We start from the raw sequence: 23,696 nt of genomic DNA on the forward strand, positions 1-23,696 counted from the left end.
AGGTTAATAGTTTTTATTATTATTGATTTGATTCTAAAATTATTAATTCTTTCCTGTTCCATTTTTTGTTACTACTGTCCCCATGTAATCTTGAACGGTTCTGAAACCTATATAACTTCTTGCTGAATCTGCATATTCGTAATCTCTAGAGCTTACTTGTAAAAAGTACGCGACATCTTTCCATGAACCACCTCTTACAATTTTACGTTGATTGTTATTATCATTAACACTAGGATTTATTGTTGATGTGTATTCATAAGATGAAGGATCGTACGATGCATTCACCCATTCTGCTACATTACCTGCCATGTTATATAAATTATAATCATTAGGCTCATAAGATTTAGCTTCAACGGTATATAACGCCTGATCTGCTGCATAATCACCCCTTACTGGTTTAAAGTTTGCCATAAAACAACCTCTATCACTTTTAGTATATGGACCTCCCCATGGGTAAGTTGCGGCTTGTAAACCACCTCTTGCGGCATACTCCCACTCTGCTTCAGATGGTAATCTAAACGTGTTTACCATAGCAGATCCTTTTTTAGATTTTTGATAAGAATTTTTGTTAATTGTACGCCATTCACAAAATGCTTTTGCTTGTTTCCATGTCACGCCAACTACTGGATAATCACTATAGGCATCATGCCAAAAATAATCATTATGCATTGGCTCATTGTATGAATATGCAAAATCTCTAATCCAAACTGTTGTATCTGGATAGACTTCGATTTCTTCTTTAACGATAACATCTTTACGCTTAACACCTCTGTTTCTTGCAGCTTCTTGGATATCCATATAACTGTATTGGAACTTAAACTTTGTTACATCCCAAGTACGTTGCCCATTATAAGCTTCTTCCATAGGCAGATACATTGTATCCATAACCTCGGTATAATATTCATCTGGGTATTCTGAGGTATCGTATATTAAATCGACATCCTTATTGATTTTTCTACCTTCATAGCCTGTTGGCCCTAAACCTGTATAGTTATCAAACATGTATTGTTCGTAAACACTCATATTTGCAGTATCTGCATCTTTAAAGGCATACTCACCTATACCTCCTTCGTCTGGAGTCATTCCAACCTCATCAGCTAATACGGCAAGTTTCATTCGCACTATCGAATCTCTAACCCAATTAACAAACTGACGGTACTCGCTATTTGTTATTTCTGTTGCATCCATATAAATGGCTCTAACAGTAACTGTCTTTGCAGGAGCATCGTTTACACCAGCTAAATCATCATCAGCTTTCCCCATAATAAACGCACCACCAGGAATAAGTTCCATACCATAAGGCTTTTCCGGATGCCATTTTTTCCCTTGCACACCTACCAGTTCGCCCCTATCTTTAGAGCCGCAACTAGTTAGTACTGCTAATACTGCGGTTAATAATAAAAACTTCTTCATATCCATAGTAAAACTCGAGGTTAATTATTTAAGCTTCAATTTCGAGAGCGTAAACATATTTATATATTTTCTAAAAAACAACTTTTTATCTAAAAAAATAACATTTCATCGTAAAAAAATAACGTTTCAACGATGAAAATGGTATTTTGACCATACTTTGTCTATTATACACTATTCTTTTGCAATGCCTTATACCAACGGTCTGGCACTTTATTATCGCAAGCATCCAAATAATCTTGATGCATGCATGGTAATAACGTATGTCTTTTCAATTTATTATTGACCTCTGATAAAAAAGGAATTTCAATCCACCATCTCCCTGTTTTATTGCTCTTATAAAACACCAATTCTTGAGATTCTACCAAGGTTATAAACTTTTGATAATTTTTATCGTCTGAAAAATCATCATCCTTAACTCTAAAATTTACACCTTCAATAAAATACCATAGCATCTGAGATATTAGCATTGATGTCATGTCATCATCCTTTGAAGGTTTGTATTCATAAATTCCAAAAGAGGTTACTTTATTACTGATACCGGCGTAACGGGCTATGGCACAAATTTCTTTACCATCCAATCCGTTAGGCGAATATTTTTGATTTAAACTTAGTGCAGCACTTTTTACCGATGTTAAATCTACACTAACGATATTAGCATCTCTTAAAACAGGCTCTACAATGGTAATGTCTTTTGAAACTCCCCCCAATCTATAAGATTCAAAATATAGGCTTTCCATTAAATCTATTTCTTCTTGCGAATTAAAATAGGTTTGGTAACCAATGGTTGAATAATTAAAAAGATTATAGGGCTGATCTAAAATAATTTTACCTACAAAACTGTTATTTTTTATCGGTTTTGTGGAATCGCCTAAATTGAATTTAGCATCAATATTCACAATATTGACCATGGGTATCAATTCATCATAAGCTCTGTAGTTGGCATAGGTAAGATCTTGTGAACCACCTAATATAACTGGGATAACATTTTTTTTAATCAGAATGCTAATCACCTCTCTTAAAGCAAAATAAGTATCATCAACACTTTCTCCTTTTTCAATATCTCCTAAATCTGCAACTGTAGTATTCCAACTTCCTGGAAAAAGCCCGTAGAACGATTTACGAATTTCATCTAAACGAAACGCTTCTCCTATATAATTAACATCGTTTCTATTTTCTAAAACGCCAATTATAGCAATACTAACACTTTCTAAATCTGGGATACCATATTGCTCGGAATGAATCTTGATTTTTCTTCCTAATGCTTGTGGCGAAAGCAACTCATTATGAGCTAATACTAAATCTGAAACAGGCGAAAGGAAATTAAAATTCATTAAGACTTTATTATATCTTTTTCTTTTTTGTAACTATTATTTATAATAAAAACTTTGCAACAACAAAGCTAAAAAATAATACGGTTAAATAAATACCAAATAATGGGTATTTTAAGCAAAAAAACTACTTCTTTTTTGCAGGGGCTTTTCTTTTAACGGTCTTTTTCTTGGTCGCTCTTTTCTTTGGCGCATTGGCTTCTATGATGGCTTGGGCTTCTTCTAGGGTCATTTCAGTTACATCTACCGTTTTAGCCAATTCTACTTTTATTTTTCCTTTTAGCACATTGTGTCTACCCCAACGGGCCTTTTCAACGCGGATACCTTCTTCTTCCCAATTATGGATAACCTTATCTATTTCTTTTTGAATTTTCACTTCTATCAATTCAACAATATCAGCATCTGATAGATTATCCCAATCGTATTTTTTGTTTACGTTAATAAACATATTGTTCCATTTTATAAATGGACCAAAACGCCCTTTACCTTTTTGAACAGGCAAATCTTTATATATATATATAGGAGCATCTGCTTTTTGCTTTTCTTTTATTAGAACAATAGCATCTTCAAGCTCAACACTTAAAGGGTCTACGCCTTTTGGAAGCGATACAAAGGCGCTACCAAATTTAACATAAGGCCCAAAACGTCCATTGTTTACCAATACTTCTTCGCCTTCATAATCACCTAGGGTTTTTGGCAATTGAAACAAATCCATAGCTTCTTCATAGGTTATTGTGTTTAATTGCTGATCTGGGCTTAAACTTGCAAATTGTGGTTTTTCTTCATCATCAACGGTTCCAATCTGAACCATAGGTCCAAACTTTCCTAAACGCACACTTACTTGTTTTCCTGATTTAGGGTCTTTTCCTAAAATACGTTCTCCTGATTCTCTTTCTGCATTTTCCTTAACATCTTCAACTACGGGATGAAAATTTTTGTAAAACGATTTCATCATTTTAGTCCAATCTTCATTTCCTTCTGCTATTTCATCAAAATCGGCTTCGACCTTTGCTGTGAAATTATAATCAAGAATAGCTTCAAAATGATTTACCAAAAAGTCGGTCACAATCATCCCTATATCGGTAGGTACTAACTTACCTTTATCTGAACCCACCTTTTCAGTTAGCGCTTTATCATTTATAAGGTTATATTGTAAAGTCAGCTGCGAATATGTTCTTTCTTCACCTTCAACGGACCCCTTTTCAACATAATTTCTATTTTGTATGGTTGAAATAGTTGGTGCGTAAGTTGACGGTCGTCCAATACCCAACTCCTCTAATTTTTTAACAAGCGAAGCTTCTGTAAATCTTGCTGGCGGACGCGTATAACGCTCTGTTGCTGTAATATAATTATTAAGTAAGACTTCATTAGTTTTCATTGCTGGCAACATACCTTCTTGCTCAACATCTTCATCATCCGTGCCTTCTAAATACACTTTTAAAAACCCATCAAAAGTTATAACTTCACCATTGGCGCTAAATGTTTCATTATGTGTTGAGGCGCTTATTTTTACATTAGTACGCTCTAATTCGGCTTCGCTCATTTGCGATGCTATAGAACGTTTCCAGATTAAATCGTATAATCGGGCTTGATCTCTATCAATATCTACGGAATGGGTTGCAAAATTGGTAGGACGAATGGCCTCGTGAGCTTCTTGTGCGCCTTTTGCTTTTCCTTTATAATTTCTCGGTTTGCTATATTTTGAACCATACGCCTCTTTTATTTCTGCTTCTGCTCCTTTTCTTGCTTCATCAGATAAATTAACACTATCTGTTCTCATATAAGTAATTAAACCTGCTTCATAAAGGCGTTGTGCCATAGTCATGGTTTTACTTACTGAAAAATAAAGCTTACGCGATGCTTCTTGTTGTAATGTTGATGTTGTAAATGGTGCTGCTGGCGATTTTTTAGCTGGCTTTTTCTGTAAATCTGCAACTTTAAAATCTGCTTTGATATTCTGTTCTAAGAATTTTTGGGCTTCTGCTTTGGTTGAAAAGTTTTTTGGCAACTTGGCTTTGAAGGTTTGCCCATTTTCATTAGAAAACTCAGCGTCAATTCTATAGGATGCTAAAGGTATAAACCCTTGAATTTCTCTTTCTTTTTCAACAATTAAACGAACAGAAACCGACTGTACACGCCCTGCTGAAAGTCCTCCTTTTACTTTTCTCCAAAGTACCGGCGACAATTCATAACCCACAATTCTGTCCAATACACGACGTGCTTGTTGTGCATCTACTAAATCATAATCTATACCTCTTGGGTTCTCTATAGCTTTTTTTATGGCTGTTTTAGTAATTTCATGAAAAACAATACGCTTAGTTTTGTTTTTATCTAATTTTAAAGTTTCTGCTAAATGCCAGGCAATGGCTTCTCCCTCACGATCCTCATCACTAGCCAACCAAACCATTTCTGCTTTTTTAGCTAAATCTTTCAGTTTTTTTACAACTGCTTTTTTATCTTTAGAAACTTCATATTTTGGTTTAAAATCCCCATCAACATCAACACCTAACTCCTTGGAAGGCAAATCGGCAATATGTCCGAAACTAGATTCTACTTTAAAATCTTTTCCTAGAAATTTCTCAATGGTTTTTGCCTTAGCTGGTGACTCTACTATTACTAAATTCTTAGCCATACTTCATTTTTTGAAGCTACAAATGTATATGAAAAAAAGTTTATCTCCCTAATTTGATTGTGTTTTAGCTGATATTTATAATTATTTTCCGAATAAAATTTCACTTATTTCAAAAAAGAAAACCAAAAGTGAACGCTCCATAAACATGAGAACTAGAGCTTATGGTTTCTTTTGTATTGTAATAATAGCCTATTTTAAACACATTCTTTTTTGTTCTCAAAACTGCTCCTGCACTGAATTTTAAAATATGATTTGCTGCAATTAATGTAAATGGGGCTTCATCATTAAAAACATGACCTTGTATTAATGCATTTAAAGCCACATATTTATAACCTGCTGAAATAAAACCGAAAAACTCTTTTGTTTGATTGACATCTACTAAGTTTAATCGAGATGTGTTTTGAAAATCACTGAAATTCCCAAAGAAATAATAGACATCATTTCCTATATAAGTGTCTTTAGTTCCTATGCTTGCGCTAATATGGTTTTGAATGCTGTTGTTTTTATTAATCTGAATATCATTTATATATACTGTCTTAAAATTAAACAGCCAATTATAGCTTATCTCATCTACCCAAGTTGGGCGGCTATTGATATCTAAAAATTCATGTAAAGCAATTTGCAGTTTCCCTGCTAAAGATTCTTCTCCTGTAACACCGGACTCTAGAGCTAAAAACAAAGCTGATTTTTGCTTTATTTGTCCGAGTTCTATTTTCCCAAAAAGCCAACCGGCATATGGACGGTCAAAATTCTGATTATTAAATGAGGTAAGATTTTTTGGTGTGTAGGTTTCATTTCCAACCATAACGTTTACTTGCAATTTATTATCTTCTTTTTTAAAAAATAACAAATCGCTATTTAAGCCTTTTCTGTAGGTTAAGTGGAGCCCGCTGGTATAATAACGGTCTGTAAAAACAAACTTATCGTTACTTACTGTTAATTCTAATTGCTGATTCTGGGATATTAAAAAATTAGAAAACAGTATAACAAAACCCAGCATTTTTTTTCTAAATACAAACAAGTATAATTTATAGAATAGGCACTGCTTCATTATTAAACCCGCATATATTTTTAAAAACCGGAATAGTTTAGTCGTATTCATTTTTAACAACTATCTGTTCTATTTTTAAAATTGATGTATTTTATTTTAGTCCAAAAAAAAGCTACACTTAATATGTAGCTTTCTTTTATTACGTTTAAAATTTTATTCTGTTGGAGTTCCTGTTTCGTTAATTGCATGTTCTTCTTCAAACCCAACTGACTCCTTATATATTTGATAAAAAGGCAAGTTAATAAATTGCTGTGTGACATATATTCCTATCAAACACATTAAAAAACCAACAACTGTGGATAAAATCCATGCGACTATAATTAGTAAGAAGGTAAACAACCATTTTCTATTTCCCAACTTAAACCCTACTTTAACAATCTCGGAAACCTCTAAGTCAGGGTTTATTGCATAAACAACAACCATATAAGACAATGGTATAAAAACATAAAAGAGTGGGATTATTAACATTAAAAATGCCACTATAGATATCCCAATCATCATTAAACCTAAAACAATTGTTTTCTTCAAATACCTCTTTTTCAAAAAGAAAAAATAATCATCTGATTCACTTAGTTTAAAATCCTTACTTTTTACAATTCTAAAATATGCTGCCTTTAAACCTAAGCCTAAAGTTACAGAAGCTACTAAAACAATGACAACCAATACAATTGACAATATCAACATAAAAGCACTTAGACTATTTAATTCGGAAAATGAAACACCTTCTTCAGCAAAAGATTCTGGGCTTAATAAGCCTAAGGCAATCATTGGTAAATAACAAATGAATACCAAAGGAAACATTAGTACTGCATTTAAAATTAAAACTATCAACCCTTGTAACCATACTTTTTTAAAGAGATCAACACAATCACTCAAAACATTACCAAAATCTAGCTTTTTTGCGTTTTTAATTCTCCCTAATAAAACATTCAATGTATTCATTATAAAAATGTATTATATATTAATAATCTGAATCGTCATTAACTCCTATTTGTTCTATTTGACTAGAATCTTCAAAACCTACAGCCTCTTTGTAAATAAAAAACACAGGTAAATAGACTATAGACATGGTAAACAAAACACCAATGCCGCAACCTAAAAGTCCCAGCATACCTAAAAGCCCTGCTACAAACATGGTTCCAAAAGTAATAAGCCACTTTTTGTTTCCTAGTTTAAAACTTGCCTTAACAATTTCTACTTCACTTAAATCTGGGTTATTCGCAAAAACAACAGTAAAGTAAGCCAATGGCACAAACGCATAGATATAAGGTATTAAAAACATGAATTGTGCTGTTACTGTAATAGCTGTATGGATAATACCCAACATTAATAATTTAGAAAAGTATGCTTTTTTTAAAAAATAAAAATAATCGTCTACAACTTCTTCTCCCAAAACATATTGCTTGCAAATTCTGTAAAATGCAGCTATTAAAGCCATAGTTATGGTACTCATTAAAATGGTTTGTGGAATGCTATAAATTACAGTTTCTGAATAAAAGCTAAAAAACGATTCCATATCAAAACCACCATAAGGAAGATTGTTTTTAGGAGCTAGACCTATTAAAGAAAACAAAACATTTATTACAATGGCAAATCCGACCATAAGTAAAACGACTAAAAAGCCTTTAAGCCATAACTTTTTAAACAATTCTATAACGCTATCAATCAAATTGCTAAAGTCCAAATCTTTAGCATGTTCTATTTTTTCCAGCAAACTATTATATGAATTCATTTTGATAAGATTAGTTTCTAAGCATAAAAGTAAGCGTTTTTTTAAAACTGTTGCCATTCATAGCAAACAAAAAATCCCGCAGAAATGCAGGATTCTTATTTTATAGAATTTAGAATATTTATTTTAATGAGAAGGCACTTATAAGCTCTACACCATCCTCTAAATAGTTGTATTGATATAAAGTATCTCCACCAATCATTAACAAAACATTTTCCAAAGGAATGACATCTTTGGATTGAATATCTTCAAATACTTTAGTCATACTAAGATTTAACGGATCTGCTTTATTGTATAATTTCAAACCAGAAGTTCCATCGCAAATAAACAGCGTATTATCTTTAACACCTAATCCGTAAGGGTTATCAAGTTCGTATCGTTTTGCTAATGTTGGGGTGCTTTTATCGGTAATATCGATAACCTCAAGTACACTTTCCAATTGACCACAAACATTACCGCCACGTATTGTTACATAAGCATAATTTCCATCTACAACTACAGGGTCACAACCTTCCCAATGTATAAATTCAGATACATACTCCGGCAAAGCAGGGTTAACCAAATTAAAGATATACATACCGTTGGTACTTCCTAAATATAAATAACCTTCAGCTTGAAACATAGTTTCTATATTCCAGCCTGCATATTGTGTATTTTCAAGTATAGGTTCTGCTAAATTTTGAATATTAAAAATCCCCATTTCATAGTTTCCTACGGTATATAAATAATTATCTACTATTTGAAAGCGTGCTAAAGAGCCTCCTGTTCCTGTAGCAGATTCAGCAGTTGTATTTGCACCATCATTAATTGCTATATCAATGAATCGCTCATCTGATTTTTTACGTCTTTCCGTCGTTAAGGTCCAACCTAAAACAATGTCGGTTTCATAATCGATCTTAGCATAGTCCACCACATCGGCTTCAATAGGAATATTATGATTATAGACATTAAATACATCTTCTAAACGTTCTACTAAGGCCACTGAATTAATATCCGAAATATCAAAAACCACTAAGTCTGTTGCACTATCGGCATATAAAAAGTCATTTTTAACCGAAATATCTTCATTCCCGGGAATATTAATGTACTTTATGGCTTTAGGTGATTCTGGATTAGTATTATTAATAATATGTACGCCTTTATTAACATCACTCACAAAAATGTAGTTTTTATAGGCATATATTTTACCTGCTTTTTCAATAGTTTGCGGCATTGTTATCTCAACCGAACTTCTAAAAGCCGTTTTACTCATTAGTTGTGGGCTTGCTACTTGTACAAATTCATAATCGGCATCATCATTTTTATCACAGGACAAAGCCATTATAAAAACTAGGGTCAAAAAAAGGTATTTCAATTTCATAATATTTGGTTGTTTTTAATTTTAGTATTTATAATATAATAACGTCTCTAAGTCTTCAATATGTAATATGATTTCCCGACTTCCATTAACCTGCAGAGGAATTAAATTAAACGACATTGTTCTTTCAAAATAAGCCAAACAATCCTCTTCATTTATTAATTGAAATTTTAGATAACGCTGTTCTGGAGAAGACTCAGCAACAGCTCCCGAATCCACTAAGTTAAACCCCCAAGTATTACCATCACAACCAGAAGCACCAATCTCGATAGTTAAACAATCATCAATAATTTTAGCATTAATAAAAGTGAAATCTGATGCCGTTAAACTATCATACAAGTCTTGATCAACAAGTATTGTTTCATCGCAAATTTGATTGGGACTATCAATATTAATATCATCTTCACATTGCATATTAGTAAAACACAAAGCAAAAGGTATGATAAGAAAAATGGTTTTAATAGACTTCATTTATAGAAAATTCATTTTTACTATAGATACACAAAATCCGTTTTGGTTGCGTTATTTACAAAATAAATCAACTGCCACTTTGTCATAAAACCCAAATAAATTGTATCTTTGCATGTTTATTGAAAGACAGGAGTTTCTAACAAACCATGAAAAAGACAATAGACGAAAATATACAGGGAGAATCGTTAGTTTTAGAGCAAAAAGAAACTAACAAGCGTAAACTTTTCATTGAAAGTTATGGCTGTGCTATGAACTTTAGTGATAGCGAAATTGTGGCTTCCATAATGGCTAACCAAGGTTTTAATACCACACAACATTTAGAAGAAGCAGATCTGGTTTTAGTTAACACCTGCTCTATTCGCGATAAAGCAGAACAAACCGTACGGAAACGTCTAGAAAAATATAATGCTGTAAAACGCGACCATAACCCTAAAATGAAAGTAGGTGTTCTAGGTTGTATGGCCGAACGCCTCAAAACAAAATTTCTTGAAGAAGAAAAAATTGTCGACTTAGTAGTTGGACCAGACGCATATAAAGATTTACCAAACCTTTTAGCCGAAGTTGATGAAGGTAGAGACGCTATAAATGTTATTCTTTCAAAAGAAGAAACTTATGGCGATATTTCTCCTGTACGTTTAAACACAAATGGTGTTACTGCTTTTGTATCCATAACTCGTGGTTGTGATAACATGTGCACATTTTGTGTTGTACCATTTACCCGAGGAAGGGAACGAAGCAGAGACCCACAAAGCATTATTGAAGAAGTAAATGACTTATGGAACAGAGGCTACAAAGACATCACGTTACTTGGGCAAAATGTGGATAGTTATCTGTGGTATGGTGGTGGTCTTAAAAAAGATTTTGAAAAAGCCACCGACATGCAAAAAGCAACATCAATTAACTTTTCTAAATTGTTGGAGTTATGCGCCAAAGCGCAGCCTAAAATGCGAATTCGCTTTTCAACATCAAACCCACAAGATTTAACTTTAGATGTAGTTGAAACCATGTCTAAATATCAAAATATTTGTAATCATATCCATTTACCTGTGCAAAGCGGAAGCAATCGTATTCTTAAAGCCATGAATCGTTTACACACCCGTGAGGAATATTTTGAATTAATAGATAATATTCGCCGTATCATACCTAACTGTGCTATTAGTCAAGATATGATTGTTGGTTTTCCAACAGAAACCGAAGACGATTTTCAAGACACTATATCCTTAATGGAATATGTAAAATATAACTTTGGATATATGTTTACGTATTCAGAACGACCAGGTACTATGGCAGGCAGAAATATGGATGATGATGTTCCGGAAGAAACAAAAAAACGGAGGCTACAAGACATTGTAGATTTACAAAGGGCGCATAGCGAAATTAAAACCAAAGAATGGTTAAATACAACTGTAGAAGTATTGATTGAAAAAGAATCAAAAAAATCGGATTTGCAATGGTCTGGACGTACACCTCAAAACATTGTTTGTGTGTTTCCGAAAGCGCAATACAAAATAGGTGATTTTGTGAATGTAAAGGTTACAGATTGTACTAGTGCAACTCTTATTGGAAAAGCTGTTGCGTATTCAGAGAATAATTAAATATGATGTCAGAATTCAACTTTAATAATAAAACATTTTCACTTATCGAGAATACCGAAAATGGAAAGGTAAATTCTGAAACGGTATTTAAATACAAACAAAAAGGTAATATAGTAACAGCTGACTATTTTGGAGGAACTATTAAATACGGAAAAATAATTGCGCATTTAAAAAATGACAAACTTAATATGTTATACCAATGTATAACAACAGAAAATGAACTAAAAGCAGGAAAAGCAATTGCTACTGTAAGTTTAACAGATAACAGTAAAATGAAACTTAAACTTAATTGGGAATGGTTAGAGAAGGACAATGGAAGTGGTATTTCTGAATATATTGAGAATTAAAAAGTTAAAAGATTCCCATCCAGATAACTATCTGGATTATGGGAATAAAAAAGAATATATTATACATGGAATCAGTACAAGCTATTAAACAACGTTTTGGCATTATTGGTAATACACCAGCACTAAACCGTGCTATAGAAAAAGCCATTCAGGTAGCACCTACCGATATTTCGGTTTTGGTTACTGGCGAAAGTGGTGTAGGAAAAGAAAGTATCCCCAAAATAATACACCAATTATCCCATAGAAAACACAATAAATATATTGCTGTAAACTGTGGCGCCATACCCGAAGGCACCATAGACAGTGAGTTATTTGGACATGAAAAAGGAGCCTTTACAGGAGCCACCCAAACCCGCCAAGGGTATTTTGAAGTCGCAGATGGCGGTACTATTTTTTTAGATGAAGTTGGCGAATTGCCACTTACAACCCAAGTGCGTTTATTACGTGTTCTCGAAAATGGCGAGTTTTTAAAAGTCGGGTCAAGTAAAGTTCAAAAAACCAATGTTCGTATTGTAGCGGCCACAAACATTAATATGTTTGAAGCTATCGAAAAAGAAAAGTTTCGTGAAGACTTATATTATAGATTAAGCACCGTAGATATTAATTTGCCACCACTTCGCGAACGACGTGAGGACATCCATTTACTGTTTAGAAAATTTGCAAGCGATTTTGCCTTGAAATACAAAATGCCTACGGTAAAACTGACCGATAACGCTATTCAAGTTCTTATAAAACACAGATGGGGTGGTAATGTTCGTCAATTACGAAATATAGCGGAACAGATTTCCGTTTTGGAACAAAATCGCGTTATTAGCGCTTCAACACTACAAAGCTACCTCCCGGCCTATGCCTCAAGTAATTTACCTGCAGTTATCAACACATCAAAAGCTGAAAGTGACTTTAGTAGCGAACGTGAAATTCTTTACAAAGTGCTCTTTGATATGAAAGCGGATTTAAATGATTTAAAGAAACTGACTATGGAATTGATGAAACATGGCAACACAAAAGATGTTGAAAAGGATAACGAAAGTCTCATTCAAAAAATTTATGGCAATGATGATGAAGATGCTGCGGACTTTAAAAATTCAATAGACAATCCTGAAGTGATTTCAATTCCAGAACACACATCAAATACTGATGAAATTATTACTATTCAAGATAAATACCATTTCGCTGAAGAGATTGAAGAAGAAGAAACCTTGTCGTTACACGATAAAGAATTAGAATTAATTAAAAAATCGCTTGAACGTCACAGCGGAAAACGTAAATTAGCAGCTGCAGAATTAGGAATCAGCGAACGCACACTTTACAGAAAGATAAAACAATACAATTTATAGTTTATCGTTTACTTAAAAACAGTTTTCATTTTGAAACCAGGACTTTTTAAAATATGAAAAAACATCTAATTCACTTTTCAATCTTAGCTTTTAGCTTAATCCTTTTGGGCTGTGGTGCCTACTCATTTACAGGTGCATCTATACCGGCAGGAACGGAAACCTATCAAGTCAATCGTTTTGAAAATACCGCATTATTAATTGAACCAGGATTAGAACGTGATTTCAAATTAGCTTTAGAAGATTTAATACAAAATCAAACCAACTTAAACCTAGTCCCTTCGAATGCCGATTTAGTTTATGAAGGTGAAATAACAACCTATAGAATTTCACCAACCACCGCAACATCGGAAAACACAGCAGCACAAAATAGATTAACCATTGGTATTAAATTACGTTTTTTTAATAATAAGAATGAAGAAGATGATCTAGAACAATCATTTACGTTTTTTTATGATTACCCCGCAAGTTCACAACTAATAGGTGCAATAAAAACCACTGCTCACGAAGAAATTTTTGAACGCCTTACACAAGATATATTTAATGCTACGCTTGCTAAATGGTAGTTTTTAGCCGCAGTCTCAGTTAAAAGATTATAACATCTAAATTCACAGAGTTAGCACAGATACATACTGAGAAATTCAGAATACCTATTATTTCTTTGTGAATCTTGGTGTACCCCCGTATAACTATATATAACATCTTAACCCGTTCAATATCTGTTGCAGTTTTTAGTCACAATTACCAGTCAGTTTTGCAGAATCGTCAATCAAAAATCGTCAATCGATGATCAAGTATTCAGTTGCTGTTATTTTGACTCAAATGTTTTTTACCTTTGCAGACTAGTCACTTTGCACAAAAAATAATTACATTTGGTTAAGTTAATAATGGATCAAACAGATTTTACATACGTACTCCAACATCCACAAGAAATTACGCTTCAGCAAACCGAAGCTGTAAAATCTATTATTAATGAATTTCCTTATTTTCAATCTGCCCGTGCTATTTACCTTAAAGGTCTAAAAGACCAAAGTAGCCTTGAGTACAATCAAGAACTTAAAATAACAGCAGCCCATACTACAGACCGAAGCATTCTATTCGATTTTATAACTTCGGAAGCCTTTGTTCAAAATGAAATCTCTCAATTCATAAAGCAGAATACAGCACATTTGAAAGATTTTAATGTGACTATTGAAGATCTTTCCGTTGAAAAAAGTGTGACTATTGATTATGCTTTAAAACAACAGATTAAAGATACCGATGGCGTTTTAGACCCTGCTCTATTCCAACCCAAGGAGGCACGACCAAAAAAAGTATCAACTTTTGTTTTAGATGAATCTGAAAGCATTGAAGACCTAAAAACAAAACCCCAAGATGCCTCAGCAGATGATATTTTAAACTTAGGACAACCGCTTCAGTTTGATAAAAGAGAATCCCATTCTTTTGGAGAATGGTTGAAGCTAACACGCTATAAACCCATAAAAAGAATACAAGAAAAGGAAAACAAGCCCATTGAAATTAAAACTTCAGAAACCTTAGAAAAAGAAAAAAAGTTCGAACTAATTGATAAATTCATTTCCGAAAACCCAAAAATAAGTCCAGCCAAACCCCTAAACAAAAAAGGGAATTTAGCAAAAGCCCAAATGATACAACCTGAGGCTCTAATGACAGAGACTTTAGCACGTATTTATGTAGAACAAAAAAACTACAAAAAGGCCATTCAATCTTATAAGATTTTAAGTTTGAAATATCCAGAAAAAAGTGGTTTCTTTGCAAACCAAATTAAAGCAGTAGAACAATTACAAGAACAAAATAATAAAGAGTAATGAGTACGTTTTCAATATTTTTAGCCTTAATCGTTGTCGTAGCATTTTTACTAGTTGTAGTCATTATGGTTCAAAACCCTAAAGGTGGCGGATTATCATCATCTTTTGGTGGTGGTGGCACACAACAATTAGGTGGTGTAAAAAAGACAACCGATTTTTTAGATAAAAGCACATGGACTTTAGCAACCTTACTGTTAGTATTAATTTTACTTTCAAACGTAGCAATTAATAGAGGTGGTGATAATTTAGATTCAAAAGCATTAGATGCTGATGCCACAACAACAGCTCCGATTGCTTTACCAGATGTTCCAGCACAAACAACAAATGATGCTGAACCAGCAAACAATACACCAGAGTAATTTGGTGTTACAATAAAACAAAAAATGCCAACTTTTCAAGTTGGCATTTTTTGTTTCTGCCTGTTTGGTAGGCAAATCTGAAAGTTTGTCAGTTAGTAAGTATTGGCACATTTTTAGCACATCGCTAAAGCGACACTATTAATTTTTAAATCAAAAACATATAACAAATGAGCTTAAACATTAAACCATTAGCAGACCGTGTTCTTATAGAACCTGCTGCTGCTGAAACCAAAACAGCTTCAGGAATTATTATTCCAGATAACGCTAAAGAAAAACCACAAAAAGGAACTGTAGTTGCAGCCGGAAAAGGTACCAAAGATGAACCTATTACTGTACAAGTTGGCGACACTGTTTTATATGGTAAATATGCAGGCACAGAACTTAAACTTGAAGGCACCGATTATTTAATCATGCGAGAGAGCGATATTCTTGCAATCATTTAATTGCAAATTCCAAAAACTAAAAGAAATAAATTCCAAAAACTTTCTTCATGATTTAACAGTTCCAAAATTGGAACTTGATATTTGAATATTGAAAGTTTAAAATTTTAAATAAAATTTTTCATTATGGCAAAAGATATAAAATTTGATATTGAAGCACGTGACGGATTAAAACGTGGTGTGGATGCATTAGCAAATGCAGTAAAAGTAACTTTAGGACCTAAAGGGCGTAACGTCATTATTAGCAAAAGTTTTGGAGCCCCTCAAGTCACTAAAGATGGGGTTTCTGTTGCTAAAGAAATTGAATTAGACAACGCTCACGAAAATATGGGTGCTCAAATGGTAAAAGAAGTCGCTTCTAAAACGAATGACTTGGCAGGTGATGGTACAACCACCGCTACCGTATTAGCACAAGCTATTGTAAAAGAAGGTTTGAAAAATGTAGCGTCTGGTGCCAATCCTATGGATTTAAAACGCGGTATTGATAAAGCTGTTGAGGCCATTACATCAGACCTTGAAAAACAAGCTAAAAAAGTTGGCAACTCTTCTGAAAAAATAAAGCAGGTTGCAGCCATTTCTGCAAATAACGATGATACTATTGGCGAGCTAATTGCTCAAGCTTTTGGTAAAGTTGGTAAAGAAGGTGTGATTACTGTTGAAGAAGCCAAAGGAATGGAAACCTATGTAGACGTAGTTGAAGGGATGCAATTCGACAGAGGTTATTTATCGCCTTACTTTGTTACCGATGCTGATAAAATGATTGCCGATTTAGAAAATCCATACATTTTATTATTCGACAAGAAGATTTCTAACTTACAGGAAATCCTTCCTATATTAGAACCCGTAGCACAATCAGGTCGTCCGTTATTAATTATTGCAGAAGATGTCGATGGTCAAGCCTTAGCTACTTTAGTAGTTAACAAATTACGTGGCGGACTTAAAATTGCTGCCGTTAAAGCACCAGGATTTGGCGACAGACGTAAAGCCATGCTTGAAGATATTGCTATCTTAACAGGTGGAACTGTTATTTCTGAAGAAAGAGGCTTTACTCTAGAAAATGCAGATTTAAGCATGTTAGGTTCTGCTGAAACCGTAACCGTAGATAAAGACAACACAACCATTGTAAACGGTTCTGGTGATGCTAAAGCAATTAAAGCACGTGTTAACCAAATTAAAGCACAAATTGAAACGACCACTTCAGATTACGATAAAGAAAAACTACAAGAGCGCTTAGCTAAATTAGCAGGTGGTGTTGCTGTATTATACGTAGGTGCTGCAAGTGAAGTGGAAATGAAAGAAAAGAAAGACCGTGTTGATGATGCCTTACATGCTACAAGAGCCGCTGTAGAAGAAGGTATTGTTGCTGGTGGCGGTGTGGCTTTAGTTAGAGCCAAAGCTATTTTAGAAAAAATTACAACGGACAACCTGGACGAAACAACAGGAGTTCAAATTGTAAATAAAGCTATAGAAGCGCCATTAAGAACGATTGTTGAAAATGCAGGTGGCGAAGGTTCTGTGGTTATCAATAAAGTATTAGAAGGCAAAAAAGATTTTGGTTACGATGCTAAATCCGAAGCCTATGTCGATATGCTTAAAGCTGGTATTATAGACCCTAAAAAAGTAACACGTATTGCTTTAGAAAACGCAGCGTCTGTATCAGGTATGATCCTTACCACAGAATGCGCATTAATCGATATTAAAGAAGATGCTCCAGCTGCTATGCCTCCAATGGGAGGTGGTATGCCAGGGATGATGTAAGTCGAGAACACTTCGATATTCTATTATTAAAAAAACGCTTCCTCCTTATAGCTATCAGGATTAGAAGCGTTTTTTTTAATTTAAGAACTTTTATTTCTATTTAATTAAACCAAACGGCATAACCTTGTCTTCGTAATTCTAAAGCTAAAATCGCTTCCATTTTAAGAGCGTCTTGCCTTGAAGTTAAGGGGTCGATATGATTATACAAACTGGGTCTTAAATAAGTCCCATATTTCTCAACAATATTAGAAGATAGCTTATGACCTTTTTTATTTCTATAACCTGTTTTATGTTGAAGGAACTGTTCTTTTGGTGTTTTACTAGTCATACCAACATAGACACACTCTAACACACCATTAAACTGAGGGTTAGCAGCACGAAACCTAGAATTTTCAGTAAATATACGTTTCGATAATTCTATAACATAAATTCTATATTGTATTTTAGGCATAAATAAAAAACGAAATCGTGTTTAAGTTTTTGGTTTAGTCATTATGTTCATCTACAATACCATCATCGCGATATTTACAACAGGGGTGAACTGTTGCGTAAGCTTCATCGGTAGCTTTTACATCTTCCACATCATGCCCTACTGCTAAAATTTGTTGTTTAATAGTCTTAACACTAGTTTTACGAGCATCATAAATTAATTTCAACTCGTGTGTATCGACATCCCAAACAGCGTGCTTTACGCCTTTAGTATTTAAGCAAGCTTTTTCTATACGGGCTTTGCACATACCACAAATACCATCTACTTCCATAGTGGCTTTGGCATTTTTGTTTTGGGCAAAAGTTGTAGTTCCTATTAGCATTAATAGTAGTATTACAATGTTTTTCATATTTCTTTGTTTTATTTTATTCTATAACGCAATCCCGCATAATACATACTCCCAAAAATGGGACCATATACAAAAGTGGAATCAAAATTCGCGCCAAACGGATCATTGGCTCCCAAAATAGGATTCGGTTGTCTGACATTGGTTACATTTTCACCACCTAAATATACTTCAAATTTAGGAGAAAACACTTTGGTGATTTGCGCGTTTAAGGTGGTCACAGTTGGTGTTCGTTCTTGTAATTGGTATGGTATTGGATTACTTGTTGTAGACGCATAACGCTGATCGCTTAACCAATTAAATGTAACATCAATCTTCCATCGCCCTAATTGTCCTTCTTCTTGATTCGTTTTATAACCTATATTAGCAAACAAACGATGTTTTGGTGTTAACGGTCGCTCCAATCGCCCTGAATTATAATCGGTTTTTACGTCGTAAAACTTATATGCGGTTCTTACGTCAACGCCTTTAAAAGGGCTATAATTTAATTCCAATTGAAAACTATTGGCAAAACTCTTTCCGCTAAGGTTATAAAAATTAATTTCTTGCGGGTTTTCCCAATCGACCACTACTTGGTTTTTAAAATCGGTTTTATAGTAATCTAACGTGATGTCTGCTTGTCGTCCAAAAAGGCGGAATCCTTGTAAATAGGAAAACCCATAGTTCCAAGCAATTTCTGGATCTAAACCATAAATTTTACCTCCTGAATTTAAAATATTAATTTGCCTAGATGTTGAAAACAGTTGTTGGTTTTCGGTAAAGATATTTGCACTGCGCTTCCCTCTTCCAAAGGATGCTCTAAATGCCGACTTGCCCCAAGGCGAGTAACGCACATGCAACCTAGGTGTTACAAATGTTCCTAATAGGTTATGATGGTCTATACGAATCCCTGCAGTAAGATTCAACAATTCTAAATTATCATAGCTATACTCAAAAAAGGCACCTACTGCGTTTTCGGTTCTTTCATAATCTATGGTGTTTACAAATTCATCATAATGATCATAGGTATAACTAATACCTGTTTTTATTTTATGTCGAGAATCGCTAATAATAGAATTATAAATGGCATTGGTATATAAACTATTATGCTTGATATCATAAATGTTCAATCCAAAATAAGACGCTTGTTTATGACTGCTGAATGCCGTTTGTACACCAAGGCTTTGCCAAGGGATTTCTGGGTTTACATAGCCAAATTTCGTAGAAATCTCATAACGTTTGGTATCAATTTCACTTCCCCAAAAACGCTTAGTTAGTCTATCGGTATCCGGATAAAAATCGAGTTCTCCAGTTTGCTTTTCATCATTTAAAAACTTCAAATTAATAAAACTGACAAAGCCTTTTTGAGTATCGGTATATTGCCAACGGTTCATCAAATTAATTTGATTGAATAAAGGCATGTCCAAAAACCCATCATCATTAACATCGTGTTTTTTATTATGTGTATTACCATGTATATAAACCCCGGTATGCCATTTATCATTTACTTTTGTATTGATGTGGGTATTCAACTCCAAACGTTCACTACTTGCTCCATACAGATTAACAAACAATTTGTCATCAGTTGATGGTTTGACCAACTCAGCATTAATTTGCCCAGCTATACTTTCGTAACCATTAATAGCACTACCCGTACCTTTGGTTATTTGAATACTTTCTATCCAAGTACCAGGAATAAAACTCAATCCGTAAGACTGTGATGCCCCTCGAATAGAAGGTATATTTTCAGTGGCTATTAAAATATATGGACTTGTTAAGCCCAGCATTTTTATTTGGCGTGTTCCTGAAATGGCATCGGCAAAATTAACATCGATAGATGGGTTGGTTTCAAAACTCTCCGACAAATTACAACAGGCTGCTTTTAACAATTCCTCACTGCTCACATTAATGACATTAGTTGCTTTTAAATAGGATTTAGCCGTGGCTTGTTTTCTAGAGGTTACTGTAATTTCATCTAAATCGCTTGTTGGTTGCAACCAGTGATGCACCATTTTTTTAGGATCTAAAATGTTTAATGTATCGGTTTTAAAACCAACATAGCTAATCACCAATTTTTTATATTCCGGCATATAGCTAAGTAAAAAATTGCCATCAATACCTGTAACCGTTCCTACTTCTGTATTTAGCCAGTACACGTTAGCACCAGCTAAACCTATATGTTCGTTTTTATCGTTTGCTTCCATAATCATCCCACTAATGCTGCTTTGGGACAACATTAATAGTGGAAGCATTAATATTACATATAAAATATATTTCATTTAATTGTAGGTTATAATGAGCATGATAATGGCCATAATCATCATGATGCTGTTTTCAATAAACGTTGCTTTGGTCATAGGAAGTTTTAAGGCTGTTCCTAAACACGCACACTGAATTGTTTTTTTATTCAGTAATGTTTTGGTCACACCTATAGTCGTAATTCCTAAAATACCCAAAGTAATTATTAGAGCTATGGTAATTTCAAAACGCATTAAAAACATCAGGCCAAGGACAACCTCTATAAAAGGATAAACCCATCCATAAACAGGAACCACTTTGGCTACGGGATCATACATTCTGAATGATTTTGGAAAACCTTTTAAGTCCAATAGCTTAAAAAAGCTAAAAACAATGTAAAAAAGCCCCATAAAATCGAGCATGAATCCATTAATATCCCAAGGGGTTCTATTAAGTAAAACCGAAGATATGGTTATGTATCCAAATATTAAAAACAGCGGAAAGAGTTGTTTTAGCTCTGATTTTTCTGCTTCTATAATTACTAATGACGGTTCGAAAATGTTTCGTTCGTTCTTTATTGAAATTGAATATTTATCAGAAAGTGCACTTTGTAATGTTTCAATTGAAATGTGCTTGGTCATTTCTACGGCGACCTCAGAAGCTTCTAAATTAATCGAAGCCTTTATAACCTCTGGAAGCATGTTTAATTGGTCTTCCACAGACGTTTTGCAACCATTACAGGTCATACCTGTAACTGTATAGGTGTGTATCATTTTAAGAAATAATTTTGAGTTATTTAAAAATTAAGGGAATCCGTGTTCACGGAAATAAAAAAAATCTTTAAACAATCAAATGATAAAAACCTGGTCTAAAACCTGGATATCGGTGACCAAATTGGGAGGGGAATAATCTTTATGGGGTATGGTTTGTTTTGGTAAACCTTCAAAACCATTAAGGTATGCATACGTGTATGCAATGATAAAGTGTTGTTTCTTAAAATCTAAATCTTCAAAGGAAACGACTTTTAACTCGTCTTGACCTTCAATAATTTCTATTTCATCTTTACAACAAGTTTTCTTTTGTAAAATCTCCAAAGCTTCCATTTCACATTTTTCAGCTTCAGCAAACACAGAAACATCGACTAAAACATCACCACAAAAATGCTTTTCAACAGTAAAGGACACTGTTGAAAACAAAACAAGCAACGCCATAACCGACGAAAAACCTTTATGTAATAATTGTTTTACCATCCTGATAGGTATTAGAACAAAAATACTAAAAAATGAAATCTCTTCTGGTATTTTATCAAATGATTAACACTTAATTTTTAATTTTATGATAATAAAATGCGGGAAGTAAAAGGATTAAAATTATAGGCTGAATTAAAAAACGACGCACATTAAAAAACAAATAATAGTCCTCTTGTCTTGGGTTAACAACAAAATACAAATATAGCACCATTAACACAACAAAGGCTATACCGTAAATGGCTCCTGAAAACTTAACAATGCTTTTATCTTTAAAAACTAGAAACAAAATAGCTAATGAAATCAGCGTATTCAAAATATATCGAAACGCTGTAAAACCAAAAAGTTTTAACACTTCTCGTCTGGGGCTATCTATGTATAAATAATCATTTTGAAAGAAGGTCAAATAAGGGTCATAAAATAAAAAATCTTCAAAAAAGCGAATTAAAATAAGTATGAATACTAAACCAGAAAGCAATATGTATTTAGTTACCTTACTCATCCTTTTGCTTTAATTTAGAAAATCTATTCACCCAAAATATCCATAATAAAAAAACCATCCCATAAATAATAGCTGGAAAAACAACGGTATGCATAACATCTTCGTATTCAGGATAATGATACATCCCTATAATTAGAATAACAATCCGTAATACATTTACGGTATAAATTAAAACGGCACCTGAAAGGATATAAAAAAAAGTCGTTTTTAATGTTCCTGAAAAAGCGACTATAAAGGACATAAATAGAACAATAACACTGATGGCATTACAGCCCTCTATAATCCTTGCTATAAACTTGCCGTTAACAATAACTTTCATAGATGGTTCATCTGGATGTGGTAAAATTTCAGAATTATACCCAAAAGCACGAAGTAGCGTATCTGTTTGTTTTGAGACCAAATGCGTCATATAATCCGGATAGAATCTAGAACCATCAGAATACTGCAAATACAGTTTATAAATTACGGATAAAGCAATATAAACTGCTAGGAAAGTAAGGATGAACTTTATAACCGACTTGTATTTTACAAAAAGTGCTTTCAATTACTCTGTTTCGTTTTCATTTCCGCAAAGGTGGAAATCTATTAATTTTATTAAAACTGGATATCGAAATTACGTCTTTTTAAATACTTTTGCCAAAACTTTTAGCTTTATGATTTTTAAAACACTAAAACCACAAGTAAAAACAATTATTTCTAATACTCAAAAAACCGTTGATCAGCGCCTTTTAAGTATCTGTGAATTACTTGAAACTCATATAGACTATTATAATTGGGTCGGTTTTTATTTTAGAAATGGCAATAAAGAAGAGCTCCTTTTAGGGCCTTATGTTGGTGAACCTACGGACCATACCGTTATTCCTTTTGGAAAAGGTATTTGCGGTCAAGTAGCTATAAGCAATGAAAACTTTGTGGTTCCCGATGTTACTACTCAAGATAATTATATTGCTTGTAGCATAACGGTTAAAGCTGAAATAGTCGTACCTATTTTTGTTAATGGTAAAAATATTGGACAAATTGATATTGACTCCAATATGCCCGACCCATTCACTGAAGCCGACGAACGCTTTTTAGAGTTTGTATGTACTCAAGTTGCTACTCTAGTTTAGTAAATTCCAAATAAAAAGTACCAAATCCCAAAATACACCTACACATAAAAGTTTTGATTTTTGGGTTTTAGGAATTGGAATTTGTTCTAACTGTTAACAACTCCTCCTTTTCGTTAAAAAAACACATCCTTTTTTAATAATTCTA

24 protein-coding genes are annotated in these 23,696 nt (G+C 33.6%); 9 read left to right on the forward strand and 15 right to left on the reverse strand.

The window, feature by feature from the left end; all coding sequences use genetic code 11:
* Positions 1–42 precede the first annotated feature (42 nt).
* The 8 genes from porK to ABD941_RS08670 form a co-directional block, all read right to left on the reverse strand.
* Positions 43–1,413, reverse strand: a complete 1,371-nt coding sequence (porK, locus tag ABD941_RS08635) for a T9SS ring complex lipoprotein PorK/GldK (protein WP_345273731.1) — start codon at positions 1,411–1,413, stop codon at positions 43–45.
* Between the two features lie 164 nt (positions 1,414–1,577).
* Positions 1,578–2,744: a formimidoylglutamase gene (locus ABD941_RS08640; RefSeq protein ID WP_345273732.1), complete on the reverse strand. Its 1,167-nt coding sequence runs from the start codon at positions 2,742–2,744 to the stop codon at positions 1,578–1,580.
* A 124-nt stretch (positions 2,745–2,868) separates the two neighbouring features.
* Positions 2,869–5,373, reverse strand: a complete 2,505-nt coding sequence (topA, locus tag ABD941_RS08645) for a type I DNA topoisomerase (protein WP_345273733.1) — start codon at positions 5,371–5,373, stop codon at positions 2,869–2,871.
* A 109-nt stretch (positions 5,374–5,482) separates the two neighbouring features.
* Complete coding sequence (locus tag ABD941_RS08650; RefSeq protein WP_345273734.1) at positions 5,483–6,373, reverse strand: lipid A-modifier LpxR family protein; 891 nt, start codon at positions 6,371–6,373, stop codon at positions 5,483–5,485.
* A gap of 204 nt (positions 6,374–6,577) precedes the next feature.
* Complete coding sequence (locus ABD941_RS08655; RefSeq protein WP_345273735.1) at positions 6,578–7,366, reverse strand: hypothetical protein; 789 nt, start codon at positions 7,364–7,366, stop codon at positions 6,578–6,580.
* Between the two features lie 19 nt (positions 7,367–7,385).
* Positions 7,386–8,156 (reverse strand): hypothetical protein, encoded by a 771-nt coding sequence (locus ABD941_RS08660; RefSeq protein WP_345273736.1) that lies wholly within the window; start codon positions 8,154–8,156, stop codon positions 7,386–7,388.
* Between the two features lie 118 nt (positions 8,157–8,274).
* Positions 8,275–9,513, reverse strand: coding sequence for an LVIVD repeat-containing protein (locus ABD941_RS08665; RefSeq protein ID WP_345273737.1), 1,239 nt, complete (start codon positions 9,511–9,513; stop codon positions 8,275–8,277).
* A gap of 21 nt (positions 9,514–9,534) precedes the next feature.
* The gene (locus ABD941_RS08670) at positions 9,535–9,981 is read right to left on the reverse strand and encodes a hypothetical protein (RefSeq protein WP_345273738.1); all 447 of its coding nucleotides are present in this window, start codon (positions 9,979–9,981) and stop codon (positions 9,535–9,537) included.
* A 146-nt stretch (positions 9,982–10,127) separates the two neighbouring features.
* Between ABD941_RS08670 and miaB the strand changes: the two genes are divergently transcribed.
* From miaB to groL, 8 genes are all read left to right on the forward strand, one after another.
* Complete coding sequence (miaB, locus tag ABD941_RS08675; protein WP_345273739.1) at positions 10,128–11,576, forward strand: tRNA (N6-isopentenyl adenosine(37)-C2)-methylthiotransferase MiaB; 1,449 nt, start codon at positions 10,128–10,130, stop codon at positions 11,574–11,576.
* 2 nt (positions 11,577–11,578) lie between these two features.
* Positions 11,579–11,923, forward strand: a complete 345-nt coding sequence (locus ABD941_RS08680) for an avidin-fold protein (RefSeq protein WP_345273740.1) — start codon at positions 11,579–11,581, stop codon at positions 11,921–11,923.
* Between the two features lie 65 nt (positions 11,924–11,988).
* A complete protein-coding gene (locus ABD941_RS08685; protein ID WP_345273741.1) occupies positions 11,989–13,260 on the forward strand; it encodes a sigma-54 interaction domain-containing protein in 1,272 nt (423 codons plus the stop codon).
* A 53-nt stretch (positions 13,261–13,313) separates the two neighbouring features.
* A complete protein-coding gene (lptE, locus tag ABD941_RS08690; RefSeq protein WP_345273742.1) occupies positions 13,314–13,823 on the forward strand; it encodes an LPS assembly lipoprotein LptE in 510 nt (169 codons plus the stop codon).
* Positions 13,824–14,144: 321 nt separating this feature from the next.
* On the forward strand, positions 14,145–15,083 hold the full coding sequence (locus tag ABD941_RS08695) for a hypothetical protein (RefSeq protein WP_345273743.1): 939 nt from the start codon (positions 14,145–14,147) through the stop codon (positions 15,081–15,083).
* Positions 15,083–15,442, forward strand: a complete 360-nt coding sequence (gene secG / locus ABD941_RS08700; protein WP_345273744.1) for a preprotein translocase subunit SecG — start codon at positions 15,083–15,085, stop codon at positions 15,440–15,442. Before ABD941_RS08695 ends, secG begins: the two co-directional genes overlap by 1 nt.
* A gap of 167 nt (positions 15,443–15,609) precedes the next feature.
* Complete coding sequence (locus tag ABD941_RS08705; protein WP_345273745.1) at positions 15,610–15,885, forward strand: co-chaperone GroES; 276 nt, start codon at positions 15,610–15,612, stop codon at positions 15,883–15,885.
* Between the two features lie 123 nt (positions 15,886–16,008).
* Positions 16,009–17,640, forward strand: coding sequence for a chaperonin GroEL (gene groL / locus ABD941_RS08710; protein ID WP_345273746.1), 1,632 nt, complete (start codon positions 16,009–16,011; stop codon positions 17,638–17,640).
* A gap of 100 nt (positions 17,641–17,740) precedes the next feature.
* Here the strand turns inward: groL and ABD941_RS08715 are convergent, their stop codons facing one another.
* From ABD941_RS08715 to xrtF, 7 genes are all read right to left on the reverse strand, one after another.
* Complete coding sequence (locus ABD941_RS08715; RefSeq protein ID WP_345273747.1) at positions 17,741–18,091, reverse strand: ribose-5-phosphate isomerase; 351 nt, start codon at positions 18,089–18,091, stop codon at positions 17,741–17,743.
* 34 nt (positions 18,092–18,125) lie between these two features.
* On the reverse strand, positions 18,126–18,479 hold the full coding sequence (locus tag ABD941_RS08720; protein WP_345273748.1) for a heavy-metal-associated domain-containing protein: 354 nt from the start codon (positions 18,477–18,479) through the stop codon (positions 18,126–18,128).
* Positions 18,480–18,490: 11 nt separating this feature from the next.
* Positions 18,491–20,734, reverse strand: coding sequence for a TonB-dependent receptor (locus tag ABD941_RS08725; protein WP_345273749.1), 2,244 nt, complete (start codon positions 20,732–20,734; stop codon positions 18,491–18,493).
* Positions 20,735–21,466 (reverse strand): heavy-metal-associated domain-containing protein, encoded by a 732-nt coding sequence (locus ABD941_RS08730; RefSeq protein WP_345273750.1) that lies wholly within the window; start codon positions 21,464–21,466, stop codon positions 20,735–20,737.
* 75 nt (positions 21,467–21,541) lie between these two features.
* On the reverse strand, positions 21,542–21,943 hold the full coding sequence (locus ABD941_RS08735) for an HYC_CC_PP family protein (RefSeq protein WP_345273751.1): 402 nt from the start codon (positions 21,941–21,943) through the stop codon (positions 21,542–21,544).
* Between the two features lie 70 nt (positions 21,944–22,013).
* Positions 22,014–22,442, reverse strand: coding sequence for an exosortase F system-associated membrane protein (locus ABD941_RS08740; protein WP_345273752.1), 429 nt, complete (start codon positions 22,440–22,442; stop codon positions 22,014–22,016).
* Positions 22,435–22,986: an exosortase family protein XrtF gene (gene xrtF / locus ABD941_RS08745; protein WP_345273753.1), complete on the reverse strand. Its 552-nt coding sequence runs from the start codon at positions 22,984–22,986 to the stop codon at positions 22,435–22,437. Before xrtF ends, ABD941_RS08740 begins: the two co-directional genes overlap by 8 nt.
* A gap of 109 nt (positions 22,987–23,095) precedes the next feature.
* On the opposite strand from xrtF, the gene ABD941_RS08750 reads away from it, so the two are divergent.
* A complete protein-coding gene (locus ABD941_RS08750) occupies positions 23,096–23,551 on the forward strand; it encodes a GAF domain-containing protein (protein WP_345273754.1) in 456 nt (151 codons plus the stop codon).
* Positions 23,552–23,696 lie beyond the last annotated feature (145 nt).

It is taken from the genome of Flaviramulus aquimarinus, assembly GCF_039543205.1.
In the GTDB taxonomy this organism is placed as follows: domain Bacteria; phylum Bacteroidota; class Bacteroidia; order Flavobacteriales; family Flavobacteriaceae; genus Flaviramulus_B; species Flaviramulus_B aquimarinus.